Annotated in this window: 17 protein-coding genes; 10 read left to right on the forward strand and 7 right to left on the reverse strand. The window is 44.1% G+C overall.

What is annotated here, in order from left to right; translation table 11 throughout:
• Positions 1-1,717 (forward strand): zinc-dependent metalloprotease (locus VK541_RS15720; protein WP_324371256.1); only part of this gene is annotated, 1,717 nt, incomplete at its 5' end.
• Between the two features lie 367 nt (positions 1,718-2,084).
• Here VK541_RS15720 and VK541_RS15725 read toward each other — a convergent pair.
• From VK541_RS15725 to VK541_RS15735, 3 genes are all read right to left on the reverse strand, one after another.
• Positions 2,085-3,773 (reverse strand): sodium/sugar symporter, encoded by a 1,689-nt coding sequence (locus VK541_RS15725; protein ID WP_324371257.1) that lies wholly within the window; start codon positions 3,771-3,773, stop codon positions 2,085-2,087.
• A gap of 200 nt (positions 3,774-3,973) precedes the next feature.
• Positions 3,974-5,299 carry a xylose isomerase gene (xylA, locus tag VK541_RS15730; RefSeq protein ID WP_324371258.1) on the reverse strand — a complete coding sequence of 442 codons (1,326 nt, stop codon included), beginning with the start codon at positions 5,297-5,299 and terminating at the stop codon, positions 3,974-3,976.
• Positions 5,300-5,318: 19 nt separating this feature from the next.
• Positions 5,319-6,806 carry a xylulokinase gene (locus VK541_RS15735; RefSeq protein WP_324371259.1) on the reverse strand — a complete coding sequence of 496 codons (1,488 nt, stop codon included), beginning with the start codon at positions 6,804-6,806 and terminating at the stop codon, positions 5,319-5,321.
• A gap of 91 nt (positions 6,807-6,897) precedes the next feature.
• On the opposite strand from VK541_RS15735, the gene VK541_RS15740 reads away from it, so the two are divergent.
• From VK541_RS15740 to VK541_RS15770, 7 genes are all read left to right on the forward strand, one after another.
• Positions 6,898-7,926: a LacI family DNA-binding transcriptional regulator gene (locus tag VK541_RS15740; RefSeq protein ID WP_324371260.1), complete on the forward strand. Its 1,029-nt coding sequence runs from the start codon at positions 6,898-6,900 to the stop codon at positions 7,924-7,926.
• 75 nt (positions 7,927-8,001) lie between these two features.
• Positions 8,002-8,601, forward strand: a complete 600-nt coding sequence (locus tag VK541_RS15745) for a TetR/AcrR family transcriptional regulator (protein WP_324371261.1) — start codon at positions 8,002-8,004, stop codon at positions 8,599-8,601.
• Positions 8,598-9,848: a beta-ketoacyl-ACP synthase II gene (gene fabF, locus VK541_RS15750; RefSeq protein WP_324371262.1), complete on the forward strand. Its 1,251-nt coding sequence runs from the start codon at positions 8,598-8,600 to the stop codon at positions 9,846-9,848. Before VK541_RS15745 ends, fabF begins: the two co-directional genes overlap by 4 nt.
• Positions 9,849-10,073: 225 nt before the next feature.
• A complete protein-coding gene (locus tag VK541_RS15755) occupies positions 10,074-11,702 on the forward strand; it encodes an acyl-CoA carboxylase subunit beta (protein ID WP_324371263.1) in 1,629 nt (542 codons plus the stop codon).
• Between the two features lie 101 nt (positions 11,703-11,803).
• The gene (trxB, locus tag VK541_RS15760; RefSeq protein WP_324371264.1) at positions 11,804-12,766 is read left to right on the forward strand and encodes a thioredoxin-disulfide reductase; all 963 of its coding nucleotides are present in this window, start codon (positions 11,804-11,806) and stop codon (positions 12,764-12,766) included.
• 122 nt (positions 12,767-12,888) lie between these two features.
• Positions 12,889-14,793, forward strand: coding sequence for a beta-N-acetylhexosaminidase (locus VK541_RS15765; RefSeq protein WP_324371265.1), 1,905 nt, complete (start codon positions 12,889-12,891; stop codon positions 14,791-14,793).
• A 23-nt stretch (positions 14,794-14,816) separates the two neighbouring features.
• Positions 14,817-15,455: a hypothetical protein gene (locus VK541_RS15770; protein WP_324371266.1), complete on the forward strand. Its 639-nt coding sequence runs from the start codon at positions 14,817-14,819 to the stop codon at positions 15,453-15,455.
• Between the two features lie 9 nt (positions 15,456-15,464).
• Here VK541_RS15770 and VK541_RS15775 read toward each other — a convergent pair whose 3' ends face one another.
• Positions 15,465-16,097, reverse strand: coding sequence for a response regulator transcription factor (locus tag VK541_RS15775; RefSeq protein WP_324371267.1), 633 nt, complete (start codon positions 16,095-16,097; stop codon positions 15,465-15,467).
• Positions 16,090-18,990, reverse strand: coding sequence for a ligand-binding sensor domain-containing protein (locus VK541_RS15780; RefSeq protein WP_324371268.1), 2,901 nt, complete (start codon positions 18,988-18,990; stop codon positions 16,090-16,092). Before VK541_RS15780 ends, VK541_RS15775 begins: the two co-directional genes overlap by 8 nt.
• Positions 18,991-19,171: 181 nt before the next feature.
• Here VK541_RS15780 and VK541_RS15785 point away from each other — a divergent pair, with 181 nt between their 5' ends.
• Positions 19,172-19,507, forward strand: a complete 336-nt coding sequence (locus tag VK541_RS15785; protein WP_324371269.1) for an AraC family transcriptional regulator — start codon at positions 19,172-19,174, stop codon at positions 19,505-19,507.
• Between the two features lie 26 nt (positions 19,508-19,533).
• Positions 19,534-19,968 (forward strand): hypothetical protein, encoded by a 435-nt coding sequence (locus VK541_RS15790; RefSeq protein WP_324371270.1) that lies wholly within the window; start codon positions 19,534-19,536, stop codon positions 19,966-19,968.
• Positions 19,969-20,108: 140 nt separating this feature from the next.
• On the opposite strand, the gene VK541_RS15795 is transcribed toward VK541_RS15790, so the two are convergent.
• Both VK541_RS15795 and VK541_RS15800 read right to left on the reverse strand, forming a co-directional pair.
• Complete coding sequence (locus VK541_RS15795) at positions 20,109-20,708, reverse strand: hypothetical protein (RefSeq protein WP_324371271.1); 600 nt, start codon at positions 20,706-20,708, stop codon at positions 20,109-20,111.
• Positions 20,695-21,192, reverse strand: coding sequence for an RNA polymerase sigma factor (locus VK541_RS15800; RefSeq protein WP_324371272.1), 498 nt, complete (start codon positions 21,190-21,192; stop codon positions 20,695-20,697). The genes VK541_RS15795 and VK541_RS15800 overlap by 14 nt, the downstream gene beginning before the upstream one ends.
• Between the last annotated feature and the right edge of the window lie 101 nt (positions 21,193-21,293).

Consider the following 21,293-nt stretch of genomic DNA (forward strand, 5'->3'; position numbering starts at 1 on the left):
GGTAGGTTATTTTGCACAGGGATATATCGATTTTGATACTGATCCTCAAGGTGTGAAACAGTCTGCGGTAATGGTGCGCTGGCGGATGGAACCTAAAGATGCTGATATTGAAAAGTATAAGCGCGGAGAACTCGTTGAGCCTAAAAAACCGATCGTCTATTATATTGATCCGGCAACGCCGAAAAAATGGGTACCTTACCTGATCGCAGGTGTGAATGACTGGGCGAAGGCTTTTGAACAGGCAGGTTTTAAGAATGCGATCATGGCTTTACCTGCGCCAACCAATGATCCGGACTGGAGCATTGACGATGCTACCCACAATGTGATCGTTTACAAACCTTCTGCGGTTGCCAATGCCAGTGGCCCTAATGTACATGATCCGCGCAGCGGGGAGATCATTGAAAGCCACATCAACTGGTACCACAACATTATGCAGCTGGTGCGGAACTGGTATTTGATCCAGGCGGGCGCTATTGATCCCAGGGCCAGGAAAATGGAGTTTGATGATGAGCTGATGGGTCAGCTGATCCGTTTTGTTTCTTCTCATGAGGTGGGGCATACGCTTGGATTGCTGCACAATTTTGGTTCAAGTTCAACCGTTCCGGTCGAGAAGCTAAGGGATAAGGCTTTTGTAGAAAAATATGGCCATACGCCTTCGATCATGGATTATGCCCGTTTCAATTATGTGGCGCAGCCGGAAGACCACATTACTGAAAAAGGGATCTTTCCAAGGATAGGGGATTATGACAAATGGGCGATTGAATTTGGCTACAGATGGCTTCCCCAGTTTGATTCGCCGGATGCGGAGGTATCTTATCTGAACAAATTGGTTATTGACAGCTTAAACAAAAACAAACGCCTGTTTTTTGGTTATGAATTTGAATCGTCCGATCCGCGGTCGCAAAGTGAGGATCTGGGTGATGACGCGGTACTTGCCAGCATTTACGGGATCAAAAACCTGCAGCGTATCATTCCCCAGTTGAAGGACTGGACAAGGCAGCCTAATGAAGGCTATGAGAACCTGAGAAACATATATGACCAGGTATACAGGCAGTATAACCTGTATGTTGCGCATGTGCTAAAAATTATAGGCGGAGAGTATCATACTGCAAAGAGTATTGAGCAGCCCGGAAGTGTTTTTGAGCCTGTGCCTTATAAAAAACAAAAGGAGGCGATGAAGTTTATGAACGATTATGTGTTCAATATTCCTGCCTGGTTATTGAGCAATAAAGATCAGGAACTCACTAAATTTAACCCTTCGATCTACCTGGAGGTGGCCCAGTCCAATGTTTTGTCGAGATTGCAGGGTTCGGGAATACTGATTGATCTGATCAGAAATGAAGAGCTGAACAAAGGAAAGAAGACCTATACTTATTCAGAGTTCCTGGGTGATTTGAAGAAAAGCATCTGGACTGAGCTTTATACTGGTAAGCCTATTAACATCAACCGCCGGACACAGCAGAAAACTTATATCGGCAATACAGTGAGCTCATTTAAGGCTACGGGTGAGATCGTAGGAAAAAACCTCGGAAACGGCACTATTTACTACATCAATCCTGATCCGACCAGGTCAGATGTGTCCAGTTTGGTCCGCGCGCACCTGGTTTCGCTGAGAACTGATATCCGCAAAGCGATCCCTTTGCAAAAAGGGTTTTCTAAATCTCATTTGCAAGATATGGTTGAGCGGATTAATGAGGTGTTGCTGCCTAAGAAGTAGAGTCTGTCTTTTAGATTTAACAAAAAAGGAAGTAGACCTGATCTTCGACGATTGTAACGTCTTATAAATTAAACAAAAAAGTAAAGCATTACTCTAAGGCTGGACCTTGCGCCCTGAAGAAGGGCACAAATCCTATGCCTTTTCGCAACACTTTACTTTTTTGTTTCCAGGGCGCATACCTAGCCACGGAAAAGGTAGGCGCTTAGTAAAAATTCAGCTTCTCAGAGAAAGCATTAGCTGGTATTGCGTAGCTTTAGCAGCTCCAGCTTTCGAAGAGAATGCTTAATTTTTCTAAATAGCCATATACTAAAAGGTCTCCAGCGAAAACCGGAGACCTTTATTGTCTGAATAATAAGGCTTCTGAATATTACCAGTAAATCGTATACAAGGCAACCAGCAAACCGCAGATGATCAATGCACCTACAGCGAAACTCCGGCTTGTTTTGAACATACTGCTATCTATTTCCAGTCCATTGGTTACGACACCACGTTTGGTTTCATAGATACTGATCAGGTACATCACGACTACCGAGATCAGGAAAACAAACCCCATACGGTCTATAAATGGAATTTCATACAGCATCCTGCCGTCTTTTTGGGTAACCAGTTTCGAGAAGCCAGATGCGCTCAGGAATTCCAGGTTCATCACTAAAGGAAGAAACTTAAAGGCTACGGAAAGGACAAATCCGCCGACCGTTGCAAACAGGGCAGCATTTGAAGTTGTCTTTTTCCAGAAAAAACCTAAAATGAACATGGCAAAGATGCCCGGTGAGAAGAAGCCGGTATATTCCTGTATGAACTGGAATCCGCCTTTTTTATCAATACCCAATAGTGGTGCAATGACGATGGCAATGATCATCGCGGCGATCACTGTAATACGTCCAACCACGACTTGCTTGTCCTCGTGAGCGGTTTTATTGATCACTTTTTTGTAAATGTCCAATGTGAATATGGTAGCGATGCTATTGGCTTTGCCTGCAAGAGAAGCCACAACCGCTGCAGTAAGTGCGGCAAAAGAAAGACCTTTTAGTCCTGCGGGCAGAAGATTAAGCAATACCGGATAGGCGGTATCGGGCGCAACCTCGCCGCCTTGGCTCATCGCCGTGTGGAAATCGCCATAACCTTCTTTGTACAGCACATAAGCGGCTATACCCGGCAATACCACGATCACCGGCATTAATAATTTTAAGAAGGAGGCGAAAAGAATCCCGCTGCGGGCGGTTTTGATGTCGGCTCCCAAAGCACGCTGGGTGATGTACTGGTTACAACCCCAGTAGTTGAGGTTGACGATCCACATACCACCGATCAGAACGCTGAGTCCCGGGAGGTCAAGATAATTTTCGTTGTCTTTCTTGAAGATCATGTGGAAATGGTCCTCAGCTTTTTCGGTTAGCAGGTTAAATCCTTTGAGGACACCGCTGGAGCCGAAATGGGTAGCGACGAGGTCCAGGGCCAGATAGGTTGTGGCGAGACCGCCCAGGATCAGGAAAAAGACCTGGATCACGTCGGTATAGCCGATTACTTTCATACCACCGAGTGTAATGATGATGGCAAAGAACGCCAGCAGGTACATACAGGCGGTGAGGTTGATCCCTGAAATGCTATGAATCGCAAGCGCACCTAAATAGAGAATGGAGGTAAGGTTGACCACTACATAAAGTAATAGCCAAAATACGGCCATGATCATTGCCACTGTCCCATTGTACCTTTGATGCAGGAACTGGGGCATGGTATAGATCTTATTCTTCAGGTATACTGGTATAAAGAAAATGGCTACAATAAGCAGGGTTGCAGCTGCCATCCATTCGTAAGTAGCGATGGCCAGACCCATCTTAAAGCCTGAGCCGCTCATCCCGATGAATTGCTCTGCGGAAATATTGGAGGCAATGAGCGATGCCCCGATGGCCCACCATGTCAAAGAATCTTTGGCGAGGAAAAAGTCTTTTGAGTTTTCGTCTTTGGCTTTCTTCTGCCGATAAACCCACCAACCGTAAAAGGCTACAATAAAAAAGTATACCAAAAATACGGCATAGTCGAGCATTCCGAGTGTCTTCATCAGTTTAGTTTGGTTTTAAAAAGGTTCTTTGATATACTCAGGATCAATGTAATACGTCATTGCGAGGAACGAAGCAATCTTATCTGGAGATTGCTTCGTTCCTCGCAATGACGAAAGATATATCTAGAGACCTGACATATCACAGTGATGAAATATTTTTCAAAGAAGCCTTTGGTTCTTATATCGGGTCAATTTAATGATTAAATATATCTGTTGATCAGGTTTTCTAAATATTCTTGTTTTCCGCTGATCGTTTTTGGTTCTCCATTGGCGATTGCATAATCCCTCAGGCTTTCCAGTGTTACATTTCCGGTTTCAAATTCTTTTCCGGCACCTGCATCGTAAGAGGCATAACGTTCAGATCTTAATTTTTTATATTCAGATTTCTGAAGGATGTTGTCTGCGATGATCAAAGCTCTTGCGAAGTTGTCCATGCCGCCAATATGTGCGTGGAAAAGATCTGCCTGATCGGTTGAGTTTCTGCGGATCTTCGCATCGAAATTGATACCTCCGGTCTGGAAACCGCCGTTTTCCAGAATGATCAGCATGGATTCTACGAGTTCGTTGATATTGGTCGGGAACTGGTCCGTATCCCATCCGTTTTGATAATCACCACGGTTGGCGTCTATTGAGCCCAGCATTCCTGCATCAGCAGCAACCTGAAGTTCGTGCTGGAAGGTGTGGCCGGCAAGCGTTGCGTGGTTTACTTCCAGGTTCAGTTTGAAATCGCCAAGCAGGTCGTATTGTCTCAGGAAGCCAATTACTGTAGCTGCATCATAATCATACTGGTGTTTGGTTGGCTCACATGGTTTTGGCTCAATGTAGAATGTGCCTTTAAAACCGTTTCTCCTTGCGTATTCTTTGGAAGCATGGAGGAATTTCGCAAAATGCTCCTGTTCGCGTTTCATGTCGGTGTTCAGCAGGCTCATGTAACCTTCACGCCCCCCCCAGAACACGTATCCTTCGCCGCCAAGTGCGATGGTAGCATCCAACGCGCCTTTTACCTGTGCGGCACCATGTGCCAGAACATGGAAATCAGGATTGGTCGAAGCACCGTTCATGTATCTTGGATTGGAGAATAAATTGGCTGTACCCCATAACAATTTGATGCCTGTTTGTTGTTGTTTCTCTTTCGCGTAGGCAGTCAACGCCTGCAGCCTGCGGTCATTTTCGTTGATGTCTGTCCCATAATCAACTACATCCAGGTCATGAAAGCAATAATAAGGAATGCTCATTTTTGTCAGGAATTCAAAAGCGGCATCCATTTTATCTTTAGCCCTTTCTACAGCATCACTTTTTTTGTCCCATGGAAAAATATGCGTTGGTGCGCCAAAAGGATCTGCACCGTTGCCGCAGAAGGAATGCCAGTAGGCTCCGGCAAAACGCAAATGGTCTTTCAGTTTTTTTCCGGCAACAACCCGTTCTGCGTCGTACCATCTGAAGGCAAGAGGATTATCGCTTTCAGTTCCCTCAAATTTAATGTTTCCTATTCCTTTAAAGAATTCGTTATCAGAGTTTAATGTCATGATGTATGGTATTAATTGGTTAATGATTTTCGTGATTAAGTGTTTTGATGAGCAGTTGCTTCCATTCCTGGTATTCCTGCTCAAGGTTTGTTTTTCCCGGTTCGATGATTCCAAGCGGTTTTTTATTGGTAAACGCTTCGCTGGCCGAACTGTAGATTCCGGCGCCGATACCGGCACCAATGGCTGCGCCATAACTGCCGTCGCTTTCATGAAGCTCTACAGGCACACCTGTAATGTCAACAAAAGACTGTGCAAAGATCTCGCTCAGGAAGAGATTGGATTTGCCGGCCCTGATGACCGATGGCTTCATGCCGTTTTCTCTGAGGATGTCCAGACCATAGCGAAAAGAGAAAGCAATACCCTCCTGAACCGCCCGGAACAAATCTGCGGTATTGTGCAGGTTGAGGTCTATGTTTCCAAAATGGGCGCCTGTGATCTTGTTGTTCAGCATACGTTCTGCGCCATTGCCAAATGGCAGGACACGGAGTCCTTTGCTTCCGGCCGGAGCAGACGCACTCAGCTCATTGATGGTATTGTAATCCAGATGGCTGCCAAACTGGGCTTTAGCCCAGCGGTACATGCTTCCTGTGCCGTTGATGCACAATAAAACACCGAGGCGCTGCTGCTGGGCAGTATAGTTTACATGGGCGAATGTGTTTACTCTTGATTCTTTGTCGTACAATAAATGGTCGGTGACGCCATAGATCACTCCTGATGTTCCTGCTGTGGCCGCAACTTCACCAGGTTCAGTTACATTTAAAGAAAGTGCGTTGTTGGGCTGATCCCCTGCTTTATAACTGACCGGGATGCCCGGTTTTAAACCTAATAGATTTGCAGCAGTGTTGCTGAGCTGACCATGACTGGAAAAAACCGGCCTGATCTGAGGGATTACAGATTCGCTGAAACCATAATAATCCATGACATCTTTAGAAAGGCTTTTGATTTTGAAATCCCAGAATACGCCTTCAGAAAGGGCAGAAATACTTGTGGTTGCTTCTCCTGTTAGCTTTAGGGCAATGAAATCGCCTGGAAGCATGATCTTGTCGACCTTAGCATAGATCTCGGGTTCATTTGCTTTGACCCAGGCCAGTTTCGATGCTGTAAAATTGCCCGGTGAATTGAGCAAATGCTCCAGTGCGTGTGCTTTGCCTATGGCCTCGAAAGCTTTTTCGCCAATCTCCACAGCCCGGCTGTCACACCATATGATGCTGTTTCTCAGGCTGTTTTGGTTTTTGTCTACCATGGTCAGTCCGTGCATCTGGTAAGCAATGCCGATTGCAGCGATGTCCTGGGGGTTATAGGTTTTCTTTGCGTTACAAATGGAAATGGCTTCCTGAACGTGTGCCCACCACATATTGGGTGACTGTTCTGCCCAGCCGGTTTGCAGCGCAATGATTTCCGTTTCTTGTTCAGGGTAGGCAGCTGTGGCTTTGATATTGCCATTTGCAGCGTCCACTACCGAAATTTTTATAGATGATGTACCGACATCAATACCTAATAGCAGCATTTAAGTTCATATTTGTTCCAGACGAATTTAAACAAATATTTATAAAGAACAATCGATTGCATTAAAATATTTTGCCATATTTACATCTTGTATGAAGAATCAAAAAAGGACAACGATTTATGACATCGCCAGAAAGCTCAATCTGAACGCATCTTCGGTATCCCGGGCGCTAAGCAATACCAGTAAGGTAAGTGAGGCCACAAAAAAATTGATACTTGATACGGCTAAAGAAATGAACTACCAGCCAAATAGCCTGGCATCTAACCTGAGAAGAGGATCCAACCGAACTATCGGAGTTATCGTACCGCGCATCAACCAGAATTTTTTTGCCAATGTGATCGCTGGCCTGGAGGAGATTACCTATGAACATGGGTACAACCTGGTGATCTGCCAGTCCAACGAGTCTTATGAGCGGGAAATGGAGTGTGTGAATACCTTGATCAACCAGCAGGTGAACTGTATCGTGATTTCGGTGACGGCGGAGTTCCAGGACGATGAACACATCAGGAATATATTGAAACATGGGATACAGCTGATCCAGTTTGACCGTGTGGCCGACAATGTGGATACGCTTAAGGTCTTAAACGACAACAGGCAGTCTTCTATTGAGGCGATCAGCCACCTGATCGAACAAGGCTACAAAAGAATTGCTTTGCTGGAAGGACCACAGAATCTGAACATTTTCAGACAAAGGAAAGAAGGGTACCTGGAAGCATTGAAAATGCATGGTTTTGATATTGTACCCGAGCTGATGCGGGAGAATGCCTGGACCCAGGAACTGAGTGCTGCTGCAACCAGGGAGTTGTTAAGTCTGCCCAACCCACCTGATGCCATATTTGCCTCTACTTCGGACTTTTCTGCACTGGGCGTATTGGAGGTGGCTACTAAAATGGGCATCAGCGTACCAGACCAGCTGGGAATCTGCGGATATTCCAATGAAGCATTTACCGAAATCACCAGCCCCTCGATCACTACCATTGATCAGCATAGTGTAGACATGGGCAAGGCGATAGCCAAGCTTTATTTTAAAGAGGCCAGATCTGAAGCCGAAGTATCTGTACCGAGGATCATCAATATACAGCCTCAATTGATCATCAGGGATTCAACACTTAGAAATTAGTTGCAATATTAAATGGTTAATATTTGGTAAATTATACCGAAAGGTATAATTTTGATCTGTCAATTGATTTTTGATATGGCTAAAGCAGACCGCACCAGGCAATTTATTATTGAAAAAACCGCTGTATTGTTTAATACTAAGGGGTATTCGGGCACTTCATTGTCAGACATTACTTCGGTGACGGGTCTTACAAAAGGAAGTATCTACGGGAATTTTGCCAATAAGGACGAGGTCGCCATCGCAGTATATGAATACAACAGCGGTATGCTGAGTGATAAACTGGATGAGGCGATCAGCATCACCGGATCTGCCGCCGAGAAACTGATTGCAGCTGTTAATTTTTACCGGGACAACTGGCGGGCAGAGTTTGAAGGCGGCGGCTGTCCGATATTGAATGCTTCAGTGGAGGCAGACGATAACCTGCCTTTTTTGAGAGAAAAAGTCCGGGAAAGCATTAGCAGCTGGGGCCTGAAGCTGGATAAGATCATCAGGGAAGGCCAGGAACGTAAGGAGTTCAAAACAGATATTGTCTCCAGAGATTACGCCTATACTATAATTACTTTAGTAGAAGGGGGGATAATGCTGGGCAAGATTACCGGGGATGAAAAACATTTGTTCCTGGCATTGGACAGGATACTTAGAATTATAAAGGAAGACATAATAAATAACATATGAAAAGAGTAGTAGTGACAGGTTTAGGTGCTGTAACCCCCTTGGGCAATACAGTAAAAGAATTTTGGGATAATATTGTAGCCGGTAAAAGCGGTGTTGCAGCGATCACAAAGTTTGACACTTCAAAATTCAAGACTAATTTTGCTGCCGAGGTTAAAGATTTTGACGCTGAGCTATATGTCGACAAAAAAGAATTAAAAAAATATGACCTGTATACACAATATGCCATTGCTGCGAGTGATCAGGCCATCAAAGATTCCGGCCTTGATTTTCAAGCCATGCCGGAGGAAGAACGCTATGAAGTAGGGGTGATCTGGGCTTCGGGTAACGGTGGAATCACCACTTTTGAGCAGCAATTGAAAGAATATCACCTGGGTGATGGTACACCGAGGTTCAGTCCATATTTTATTCCGAAGATGATCGTGGATATTGCTGCCGGAGTCATCTCGATCAGACACAAACTTCACGGACCAAATTATGCGACGGTATCTGCCTGTGCATCATCGAATACGGCGATCATCAGTGCATTTGATACCATTCGTTTGGGGAAGGCAACGATCATGGTCGCAGGAGGTTCTGAGGCCGCCATTACAGAATCTTCTGTAGGCGGATTTAATTCTGCGCATGCATTGTCCAAAAGAAATGATGATCCTGCAGGGGCTTCCCGTCCTTTTGACATCAGCAGGGATGGCTTTGTAATCGGAGAAGGTGCCGGTGCATTGATACTGGAAGATTATGACCATGCGATAGCACGTGGTGCACATATTTATGCGGAGATGGTTGGCGGTGGTATGGCCGCAGATGCTTATCACCTGACTGGTACGCCTCCTGATGGCTTGGGTGCTTCACTGGGGATTTCAAAGGCTTTAAAAGATGCCGGGATTAGTCCTGATAAAATAGATTACATCAATGCACATGCGACTTCTACTGGTCTGGGTGATGTTGGTGAGCTGAACGGAATTAAAAAGATCTTTGGCGACCACCCGGTGGCTATTAGTGCAACCAAATCTATGACCGGTCATTTGCTGGGTGGTGCCGGTGCGATAGAGAGTGTGATCAGTGTTCTGGCTACGGTAAATGACATCATTCCGGGAACAATCAACACTACTGAACTGGATCCGGAAATTCCGGCGGGACTGAACATTATCCTGGGTAAATCAGTGAGTCAGCCGGTAAATTATGTACTGAACAATACTTTTGGTTTTGGCGGGCATACGGCTACGTCTATATTTAAGAAGTATACGAAATAGAAAATCCTTAAAGGTTTTTTAAACGGTCGTCATTGCGAGGTACGAAGCAATCTCATTAAGTGTGGGATTGCTTCGTACCTCGCAATGACGTTGATAGGGCTTATTTTAGCTTTAGGGAAAATATTCAAAGTAATCTAACATCGAATTTGAAGCAATAACGTAGATTTATACCAAAGCCCGATCCGGACTTTTGTTACAACAAAAAATACCTATAACTTGGCAGCGATGGATATAGAATTCAACAAGAACGAAGATTTTAACAAGCAGTCGGTTTATAGTTTAAAGACCAGGTTAAAGGCAATATATAAAGGTGGCGGGGACAAGAACGCTGCTAAGCAGAAAGCAAAAGGCAAAATGCTGGCACGTGAACGGGTTGCTTACCTGATCGACAAGGGGAGTGAATTCCTGGAGATAGGGGCTTTTGCAGCTGAAGAGATGTATGCCGAACAGGGAGGCTGTCCGGCTGCCGGTGTGGTTTGCGGGATAGGCTACGTGTCGGGCAGGCAATGCATGATCGTGGCCAATGACGCAACTGTAAAGGCGGGTGCCTGGTTTCCAATGACTGCCAAGAAGAACCTTAGGGCACAGGAAATTGCGATGGAAAACAGGCTGCCGGTAATCTACCTTGTAGATAGTGCCGGTGTTTATCTGCCTATGCAGGATGAGATCTTTCCCGATAAGGAACATTTCGGCAGGATGTTCAGGAACAACGCCATCATGTCTTCAGAAGGAATTGTCCAGATTTCAGCCATTATGGGTTCCTGTGTAGCTGGCGGAGCGTATCTTCCGATCATGAGTGACGAAGCCATGATCGTAGACGGTACCGGTTCTGTATTTCTGGCGGGTTCATACCTGGTCAAATCTGCGATAGGCGAGGATGTGGACAATGAAACCCTGGGTGGAGCTACCACTCATTGTGAGATTTCGGGAGTAACCGATTATAAACATCCGAATGACCAGGCTTGCCTGGACAGCATTAGAAACATCATGAGTATGCTGGGTGCACCGCAAATAGCCGGGTTTGACAGGATCAAAGCTGCAGCACCTAAGCTCAATCCCGAAGACATCTATGGTTTGCTGCCGGAAAACAGGGAGAAACCCTTTGATATGCTGGAGATCATTCACCGCCTGGTGGACAATTCTGAATTTGAAGAATATAAAAAATTATACGGTCAGAGTATCATTTGCGGACTGGGACGGATTGATGGCTGGGCTGTTGGGATAGTGGCCAATCAAAGAAAAGTGGTGAAATCAAAGAAAGGAGAAATGCAGTTTGGCGGGGTAATCTACTCAGACAGCGCCGATAAAGCAACGCGTTTTATCATGAACTGCAACCAGAAGAAGATTCCCCTGGTATTTCTGCAGGATGTAACCGGATTTATGGTAGGCAGCAGGTCTGAGCATGGCGGGATCATTAAAGATGGAGCAAAAATGGTGAACGCGGTGGCCAATTCAGTCGTGCCTAAGTTTACCGTCATCATTGGAAATTCTTATGGGGCGGGCAACTATGCCATGTGCGGAAAAGCCTATGACCCGAGACTGATCTATGCCTGGCCAAGTGCTAAAATTGCGGTAATGGGCGGCGCACAGGCGGCAAAGGTATTGCTGCAAATCCAGGAGGCATCGCTGAAAGCAAAAGGAGAGGTTGTGGATGCGAAGAAGGAAGCGGAATTACTAAAAGAGATCACAGACCGCTACAACAGTCAGACTACGCCGTATTATGCCGCGGCAAGGTTATGGGTAGATGGCATTATCGATCCACTGGAGACCCGTAAAGTGATATCGATGGGCATAGAAGCAGCAAATCAATCGCCGATAAAGAAGCAGTTTAACGTCGGTGTGATCCAAACCTGAGGAGATTTATAATCCACATATCACATTGTTGCATTTCTTACCATTACCCGTTTGTGCAATATGCGGATAAAGCGTAAATTTGCACCATAATAAATTAACATATGTCACAAGAAACAGAACATGTTCAGTGTTTAATTATAGGTTCAGGTCCTGCAGGATATACGGCAGCTATTTATGCTGCCCGTGCAGATCTTAAACCAGTTATGTATACGGGTATGGAGCCTGGCGGTCAATTGACCCAAACCACCGATGTCGATAATTTTCCGGGCTATCCCAACGGGATCATGGGCCCTGAGATGATGGAAGATTTCCGCAAACAGGCAGAGCGTTTTGGAACAGATATCCGTTTTGGATATGTGAGTTCGGTAGATTTTTCAGCGCTGCCCCATAAAGTGGTTGTGGATGAAATTAAAACCATTACAGCAGATACAGTGATCATTTCAACTGGTGCTACAGCCAAATGGCTGGGATTGCCAAGTGAGCAGAAATATAACGGTTTTGGAGTGTCTGCCTGCGCGGTATGCGACGGGTTTTTCTTCAAAGGACAGGATGTGGCCATTGTAGGGGCAGGTGATACTGCAGCTGAGGAGGCAACCTACCTGGCCAAGCTTTGTAAAAAAGTATACATGCTGGTTCGCCGTGATGAGTTCAGGGCTTCAAAAGCCATGGTGCACCGGGTACTGAATACTCCGAACATTGAGGTGATCTATAATTCTGAGGCTAAAGAAATATTGGGTAACGGTAAAAATGTAACTGCTATTAAAGTATTGAACAACAGGACTGGTGCCGAAACTGACATTCCTGTGGAAGGCTTTTTTGTAGCCATTGGACACAAGCCAAACACGGATATCTTTAAGGGCTGGCTGGACATGGATGAGACAGGTTATCTGATCACTACTCCGGGTACCTCAAAAACGAATGTGGAAGGTGTTTTCGCGAGCGGAGATGTTCAGGACCACTATTACCGTCAGGCCATTACGGCTGCAGGTTCGGGTTGTATGGCGGCTTTAGACGCAGAGCGCTATCTGGCAGCTAAGGAACATGAAGTGAAAGTGCTGTCGTAAAACAGACAGATTTATAAATAAAAAGGGCAGATTCGTTGCGAATCTGCCCTTTTTATGTCCTTTTTACTTAAGATTTTTTATATTGGTCTATAAATTCAATCGGAAACAGATAACCACATTACATGAAAAAAATCTTAACATTAACTTTATTGGTATCTATGTCGGTGGGCGCCTTTGCGCAAACTGATGTGAACATGGGGATCATACCCGCACCGGTTTCAGTGACGAAGAAAGCCGGGACATTTAAATTAGATAAAACAGTAGTGCTGGTGTCGGCAGATGCCAAAAATGCAAAGATGGCTGATTTGCTCAATGCCTATGTAGTTACAAAAGGAGGGTTTTCGTTAAGAGAATTAAAATCGGCAGGTCCGGCTGACAGGGCGATTGTCATCACTTCAGCAGGTGCTGATCAATTGCCTTTTGAAGGTTATAAGATCAGCATTACAGATAAAAAAGTGACCATTACCGGGAAGGATGCCGGATTGTTTTATGCTGTTCAGTCTATGATGCAGCTGCTGCCTGACAAGCAAAATAACCAGATCCTGATCAATGCAGCCGAGATCAATGATTATCCGCGCTTTAAATACCGGGGCATGCACCTGGATGTGGGCAGGCATATGTTCCCGGTGGCATTCATCAAGAAGTACATTGACCTGATGTCCCAGTATAAACTGAACAACTTTCACTGGCACCTGACTGAAGACCAGGGCTGGAGAATTGAAATTAAGAAATATCCGAAGCTGACCAGTATTGGTGGCAGCAGGAACGGAACGATCATTGGCCGTCATCCGGGAGTAGGAACAGACAATACGGTTTATAAAGGGTTTTATACACAGGAGGAGGCAAAGGATGTAGTGGCTTATGCTGCCGCACGATACATCAATGTGATCCCTGAGATAGAGCTGCCCGGACATAGCTCTGCGGCAATAGCTGCTTACCCTGAACTGAGCTGTTTTCCGGATAAAGATACTTTTGTTGATGAAAAAACACCCTGGTCCGGTTCAAGAAAAGGCAAGCAGGTACAGCAGCAGTGGGGCGTGTTTCAGGATGTGTTCGTGCCAAACGATGCTACTTTTAAATTCCTGGAAGATGTGCTGGATGAAGTCATAGCCATCTTCCCGTCTAAATACATCCACATCGGCGGAGATGAGAGCCCTAAGGAGTACTGGAAACAGAGTGAGTTTTGCCAGCAGCTGATCAAGAAACTCGGTCTGAAAGATGAGCACGAACTGCAAAGTTACTTCATACAAAGGATAGAAAAACACATCAATTCAAAAGGCAGGTCGATCATCGGCTGGGATGAGATATTGGAAGGCGGACTGGCTCCAAATGCTACTGTGATGTCCTGGAGAGGCGTAGAAGGAGGTATAGCTGCGGCGAAACAGGATCATGATGTGATCATGACGCCGGGCGGTCCTATAGGGCTTTATTTTGACCATAAACAGTCTTCTTCTGCTGATGAACCGACAAATATCGGCGGTCTGGCACCTTACTCGATAGCTTATGCATATGATCCTATGCCAAAAGAACTGACTGCTGATCAGCAAAAACACGTGATCGGCGTACAAGCCAATGTATGGACAGAGTACATCCAGACACCTGCTAAGGTTGAGTATATGATCCTGCCAAGAATATTTTCCCTGTCTGAAATTGCCTGGAGTCAGGTGGCCCGTAAAGACCTGAAAAATTTCTCAGAAGAAAGAATACCTGTGCACCTGGCCAGACTGGACAAGACAGGTACCAATTACTGGGTACCGACACCTCTGGGACAGAGTGACAAGACCATGGACGGAGCCGATTTTAATCTTGAGCTGAAAGCGCCATTGCCGGGAGCTAAAATCTATTATACTTTAGATTTGAGCCGTCCTTCTGAAAATGCTACCTTGTATTCGAATGCCATCAAAGTTAACGTACCGAAGGGTGAGAAAAGGGTATTAAAAACAATTGTGATTACTGCCGGCGGAAAGCGCAGTGTGGTTACAGAAACGATATTGAATAATGGCGCTCCGGATGTAAAAGCAAAATAAGTTTGCATTTAACAGAACAGACAATGAAATTGATAAAATATTTTTCTAAGCAGCCCTATTTCCTCGCAGGGCTGCTTTTAATGGTTTCCTGCAGTGAAAGTGGTTCAGATAAAACTGCTGAATTGAAACCTGCTGTCAGCGGTACAGATAAACCTTCCGGCCAGTTCCCGTTTTACAAAAATATTGAGATCAGACCAGGGATCAACTTTGAAGTTGTGAGCTGGGGCAAAGGCGTCGATAGTATTGGCGGTTACCTGATCTTAAGAACTGATTCGGCGAAAAACAGCTTTAAGTCCTTATCCAACGAGCGCGAAGGAATCATTACGGATGCCTGGAATATGGATCTGGACAACGATGGCGATCCCGAGATCTATTTAGAGATGCTGAGCAAAAAAAATGTTTCAGACCTGAATGTTTACGAATATGCAGGAGGAAGTTTTAACAAGATCACTTTTCCGGGTCTGAGCAGCAGCTTGAAGAAGAACTATGGCGGCAATGATAAATATACGCTCAAAAACGGCGATCTGTTCCGCAGTTTCCCGCTGGTAAATCCTAAGGATAGTACGCAAAAAGCAGGAGAACTTAAAACTGTTCAGTACAGGCTTAGCGGCAATAGCTTCTCAGTTTCGGAAGTAAAACCAGAGTCAGAAAAAAAAGAATAGAAAGAACAGTTAGATCAGCCTGTTCTGCTTCGCAATGTTTATAGCCTCCGATTTGGAGTTGACATTGAGCTTGATGTAGATGTTCTTGACATGTGTTTTTACCGTTTCTATTTCTATAAACAGTTCCTGCGCGATCTCACAGCGGTCTTTGCCTTTTGAAATGAGTTCCAGGATCTGAGTTTCCCTTTTTGTAAGCGGAGAGTTCTGGTTCTTTTGCAAAGACATGATGACTGTCTTGGCTACATCAGGGCTCATCGGCCCGCCGCCCTGCATGACCTCTTTTATGGCTTCAATTATTTTTACAGAAGAGGTGTTTTTTGTGAAATACCCGGAAGCACCGTTTGCGAGGGCATCGAGAATGATCTTTTCAGTCTCATAGACAGTAAGCATAATGATGTAAGCATGGGGCAGCAGTTTTTTCAATATGGGCAGGGCATCAATGCCGCTGGTGCCGGGGAGTTGTATATCCAGAATGATCACATCCGGATTGTCCTTACTGATCTTGTGTCTGGCTACGTTGAAAGACGGGTAGGTGCTGACTACAGTATATGGAGAGGTCTGGTTAATTAAATAGGCATACCCCTCCCTGATGGTTTCATCATCTTCAATGATGACAATTCTTGCATCTGCCTGATTATACATTCTTAAATTTTGCTGGTGTTGGAAATTTAACAATTAAACATACAGTACTCCCGCTTTGACCGGAAGTGATATTCAGGTCCGCATTTATTCTTTTTGCCCTCACATACATATTGTTTATGCCGTGACCGTTTTTGCCGTATTCAGTATCAAATCCGCTTCCGTCATCTTCAAGCGTAATCAGCAAAACCTCATTGTTTAACTTTGCGTGGTAATTTACGTTTTTAGCTTTTGAATGTTTCAATACATTGTTTATAGATTCCTTAAATATCATCAGTACATTTCTGCTCACATCGAGTGAAAGCTTAGTGTCTTTGCTGATGTCAATTTCAGCTTTAAAAACAATAGCGGTATCATTGAACATTTCTGTTCCAAACTCCTTAATGTGATCCAGCAACTGAATTAATGTATCGTTTTTGGGATTAAGCGACCATAAAATATCTTTGGTCCCGGTATACAGTTCATCCACATTCTTACTGATCTTTTTAAGAATGGTTCTTTTCTCCGTGTCATTTTGATCTATCATACTGCTCAATACTTCTGATAAGACGGTGATCCTGGTCAGTTTGTTACCCAGATCATCATGAAAATCTTCAGCAGTCTGCTTTCTGATCTTAAATTGTTCTTCGAGCTTTATTTTTAACCTGAGCTTTCTCTTGCGTTCATTAAGGGTCAGTATGATATACACGGCAAGCATGATCACCAGAATGATAAGGATGACCATGAGAAGCCTGAAAATATTGGTCTGGTAATAAGGCGGCTGAATCTCAAAAGAGAACGATGCCGTGTTCAAAGAGACTAAACCATCCCTGGTTACAGCCCTTGCCTGGAAGGTATATTTTCCAGGAGGAATGGATGTAAAACTCATGGAAGAACTGCTGCCGGGCTGACTGTACTTATTGTCCAGTCCGATCAGCCTGTACTGATACAGCAGGTCATTTGGATTTGCGAGGTGTATGCCTGTAAAGCTGATATTGATGTGGTTGTGGTTGTACGGAAGTACAAATGCTTTTTTGAGCTCATGTTCCTTATAAGAAAATTTCGAGGTGTCTGTGTTTTTGAGTTTTTCATAGTTAGGGAACACGCTAACTGAATTGATGAAAATATATGGATTTACTTTTTTTTCAGCAGATGGGTCCAGACCGAAAGCGATAACACCTTTTGTGGTGCCTACCCATATGTTGTTGTTGTATTGGAGAATTGCATTCTGGTTGCATTCCACAAGCGGGGAATCTTCACTATTGGTCCTGATCACACTATAGTCTGCAGAATTCAGCCGGTTTATGCCCCTGCCTGTTCCAATCCAGATTGTCCCGCGTTTGTCTTTAAGCAAGCTGTAAATGTGATCTGCAGCCAGCCCTGATTTACTATTTAAGCTCTTTGTTTTACCCGTTTTCTGATTCCAGACGATCAAACCATAATCAGCAGTTCCAAACAAAACATGGTCTCTGTCCCGCAGCATACAAAGGATGCTGGATCCATTGAGCGCCTTTATATTCATCGGGATTGCTTTCTGTTGTTTAATGATGAGCCAGACTCCGTCCTGAGTGCCCGAGATGATGGAATCCCGGCCCATCTCCAGCAGGCTGCCTCCAAACTGACCGGTGACGCGTTTCCACACTTTTGTAACCGGGTCATAGGTGATGACTCCCATATTGGTCGATAACCAGATGGTGCCCTTGCTGTCTTCGATTATTGAATTGTAAGCAATATGCTCGTTAACATCATCTATTCTTTTTATGCTTTTGCCGTCATGCATCCATAGCCCGCCCCCTGGAGTTCCGATCCATATGTGCTGCCGTTTGTCATTGTAAAGGAAGTTGATGCGGTACGAATCTTCATCCTCAGACGGGATCACCAGATTTTTGACTTTTTGATTTTGTGCGTATTCATATAGGCCCCCGTAAGAGCCCATCCATATCGTACCAGGTTTTGGCCCCCTGGCCAGTGCCATCACAATGCGGTTTTTTATTCCCTGAGTTTCATCAAAGGTCACATAACTGTTGTTGTTGAACCTAAACAGGCCTGAGCCATCCGTACCCAGCCAGATGTTGTTTTCAATATCTCTGAATACTTCATTGACTACATTATCCGTAAAACCGTTCCTTGAATTGAAATGTGTGATCTGCGCGGGCGTGATGTAATAAGCCCCGCTGTTTGTTCCGATCCAGATGGCGCCTTTGGCGTCTTGTGCTATGGCATTGCATTTGAAAGGTATTTCAGGATGAATTCTTGCTGTGATTCCATTTTGAACAGCAAAGATACCTTTCTCGCTGAGTAACCATATTTTGTCCTTTTCGCCACGGTCTGCAAGCAGGTCTGTAACCCACAGATCCTTCAGACGATCATCTGAAGGAAGCGTATGCCATTTTCCGTTCTCAAAATAAAAGATCCCGTTCATAAAAACGGCGGCCCATAACCTTCCCGATACATCGGTTTTAATTGCGGTAATTGCCTCCTTCGGATCATCGGTTACCCGGATCAGCTGCTCACTTTTGCCTGTCACTTTAAAAAGACGTTTGCCCCTGAGGTAAAAGACGTTTCCGCTTTTGTCGGAAATCATTTTGCCGATCCAGTTTTTGTTGTAGTTATAATTGTAAAAACTCTGTCCGTTGTAACGGGAAAGGCCCCAGGCGGAGCCAATGTATATGTGGTTCTGCTTGTCGGCAGCAATGGCCAATGCAAAGTTGCTGCTTAAACCGTTCACTTTTGTATAGTTGATAAACTGCTTGCCATTAAAGCAGCTTACACCACCCAGGGTAGTCATCCAGAGCCTTCTTTTACCATCTTGTGCGATCGCGGTAACCTGTGACTGGGTAAGCCCGTCCTCTATATCGTATTGTTCAAAGTTATAACGCTGAGAAAAACCTTCAATTGAATAGACGGATAGAAACAAGAATATAAATAAGATCCTTTTATACAGCACTGTTGTTTAGCATACACGGTTTAGCCCTAATGTAAATATATCTATCAATATACCATTTAAAAATCACCCTTGTGGGGGGATTTTTCATCTCCACTGAAATATACCCCTTTAAGGGTGAAAAGAAGGCGTAAATAGCTGGGTAAATTTGAGTATGAACAATACCGTTGATGCAGAGATCCTAAGGAGGCTGTCACTTGCTGAAGATTATATCGTGAACAATTATGACAGGAATATAAGACTGGACGATATTGCCTGGGCCGCATGTCTGTCGGTCAACCATTTGCTGCGGACGTTTAAACAAACCTATCAGCAATCTCCCCACCAGTATCTCACCAAATTCAGACTGCAGCAAGCCCGTCATTATTTAAAAAACACAGATTATCCGGTAAATGAAATTGTGGCTATGGTCGGTTTTGAGTGTCCAAGCTCATTTATCAGACTTTTTAAAAGTTCATTTAATGTAACGCCCGGCCAGTACAGATTTTAGAAATCAAAGAATAAAAAATAGAAATCATGAAAGGAAAAGTTTTATTGTACGCGGTGATGCTGAGCATCACTACTACAGTTGCCAATGCAAGACCAGATTATCCATCTAAAAGTGTCAATGCTAAGGCAAGCAATGTGATAGAAGCATTTGTCGATGCGCACATACACGCAGATGCGGCATTATTTAATGCGATCTTAAATAATAGTGCAGTATTAAAGTTAAACAAGCAGGAAGAAGTCGTGACACACACCAAGAGCGAACTGGTAGGTTTTTACAAAAGATCAGGGCTGATGAATTTGAATTGCAGTTCGGAATATGAGGTGCTGTCCTCAAGCGAATGTGTGGTTATGGCCAGAGTCGATTTTAAATTTCCTGAATTCGTTCAGCAAAATTATGTGACTATAGAGAAAGATAAAAAAGGGCTGTGGAAAATTACACAGATCAACAGGTTTAGCATTTAGCAAATGATTGGTGATTTTCGCTTATTGCGATAATAACTGCAGTATTATATTTGAGTTAGGAAACCCTGTAATAGATTTGGATGAATTTAATTTGGGTTAGTTAATAATAAAAGTCATTCGGCAAAAATCGGATGACTTTTTTATTGGCGCTCATTGAACTGTTCACTGATGCGTTCAAATTTTTCGATCAGCAGGTCCAGGCGTTCTTTTTCCCGTTTCAAATAGGCTCTTCTCAGAATGGTTGCACACAACGCCATCCAGAAAATGGTAAAGGCAATTATTCCGATCTGGAAGGCAGGGCTTAAATTATTCAGCACTTCATAGAAATAAAAGATAAACCCAAGAGACAGCGCTGTTGCATAAAACCAGTATAGCTTATTGTATATGGTGAACTTATTCAGCTGATATATTTTCAACCTGGATAAGAATGCGCTCGGATGTTCTGTAAAGTCGTTTTGCCTGATAATTCTGTAGTCTTTATACAATATAAGCGTAGAAATAGCCACTGAAATGATAATGATGATTAACCCGGTCTGGGTTGTCCATGAATTAAAGGGAGAGAATAACAAGAGCGCAACAATGGCAGCAAAGGATAAGGCCATTCCGAAAATGTTGAAAAGAGACCTTGTTCTGATGCTTGTTACTTCTTTCTTTGCCTGCGACAGCATTTCATCAGAGGAGATCTTTACCTCAACAGAATGTGATTGCCAAAGCGATTGTATATGATCAAATTCTTGCATGCTGATTGTATAATTCTGTAAGTTTTAGTTTAATACGATGAATTTTTACCCTTAGATTTCCTTCACTGATCCCTGATATTTCTGCTATTTCATTATAAGGCAATTCATCAAGTACCATGGTGATGATCAAACGGTCATTCTCTTCGAGTTTAGATATTGATTTGTAGAGTAATGCAATCTGTTCATTCTTTTCTGAAAACTCTTCCGGGCGGTTCTCTATAATGTTGTCCGTCAGTTCGTCTTTTGCCTGGCGCTTTTCTGAACGTAAATAAGTCAGACAAGTATTGACCGCAATCCGGTAGATCCAGGTAGAGATCAGTGACTTGTTGCGAAACTTGTCCAGATTCTGCCAGACTTTTAAAAATGTTTCCTGCAACAGATCGTTCGCCGAATCTTCATCACCGGTATAACCGTAGCACAAATGGAATATTTTCTTTGAGTTAGTATCGAAAATCTGCTTAAATAACTGGTCCTTTTGTTCCATTAATTACTGCTGTTGATGATTTGATTGCCATATCCATAATTTGTTACAGCATCACCAGGCCCCAAAAATAATAAATGTTTGCGGGCTTGGTGCAATTAATT

Origin of the sequence: Pedobacter sp. (assembly GCF_035317785.1) — a bacterium.
GTDB lineage: Bacteria > Bacteroidota > Bacteroidia > Sphingobacteriales > Sphingobacteriaceae > Pedobacter.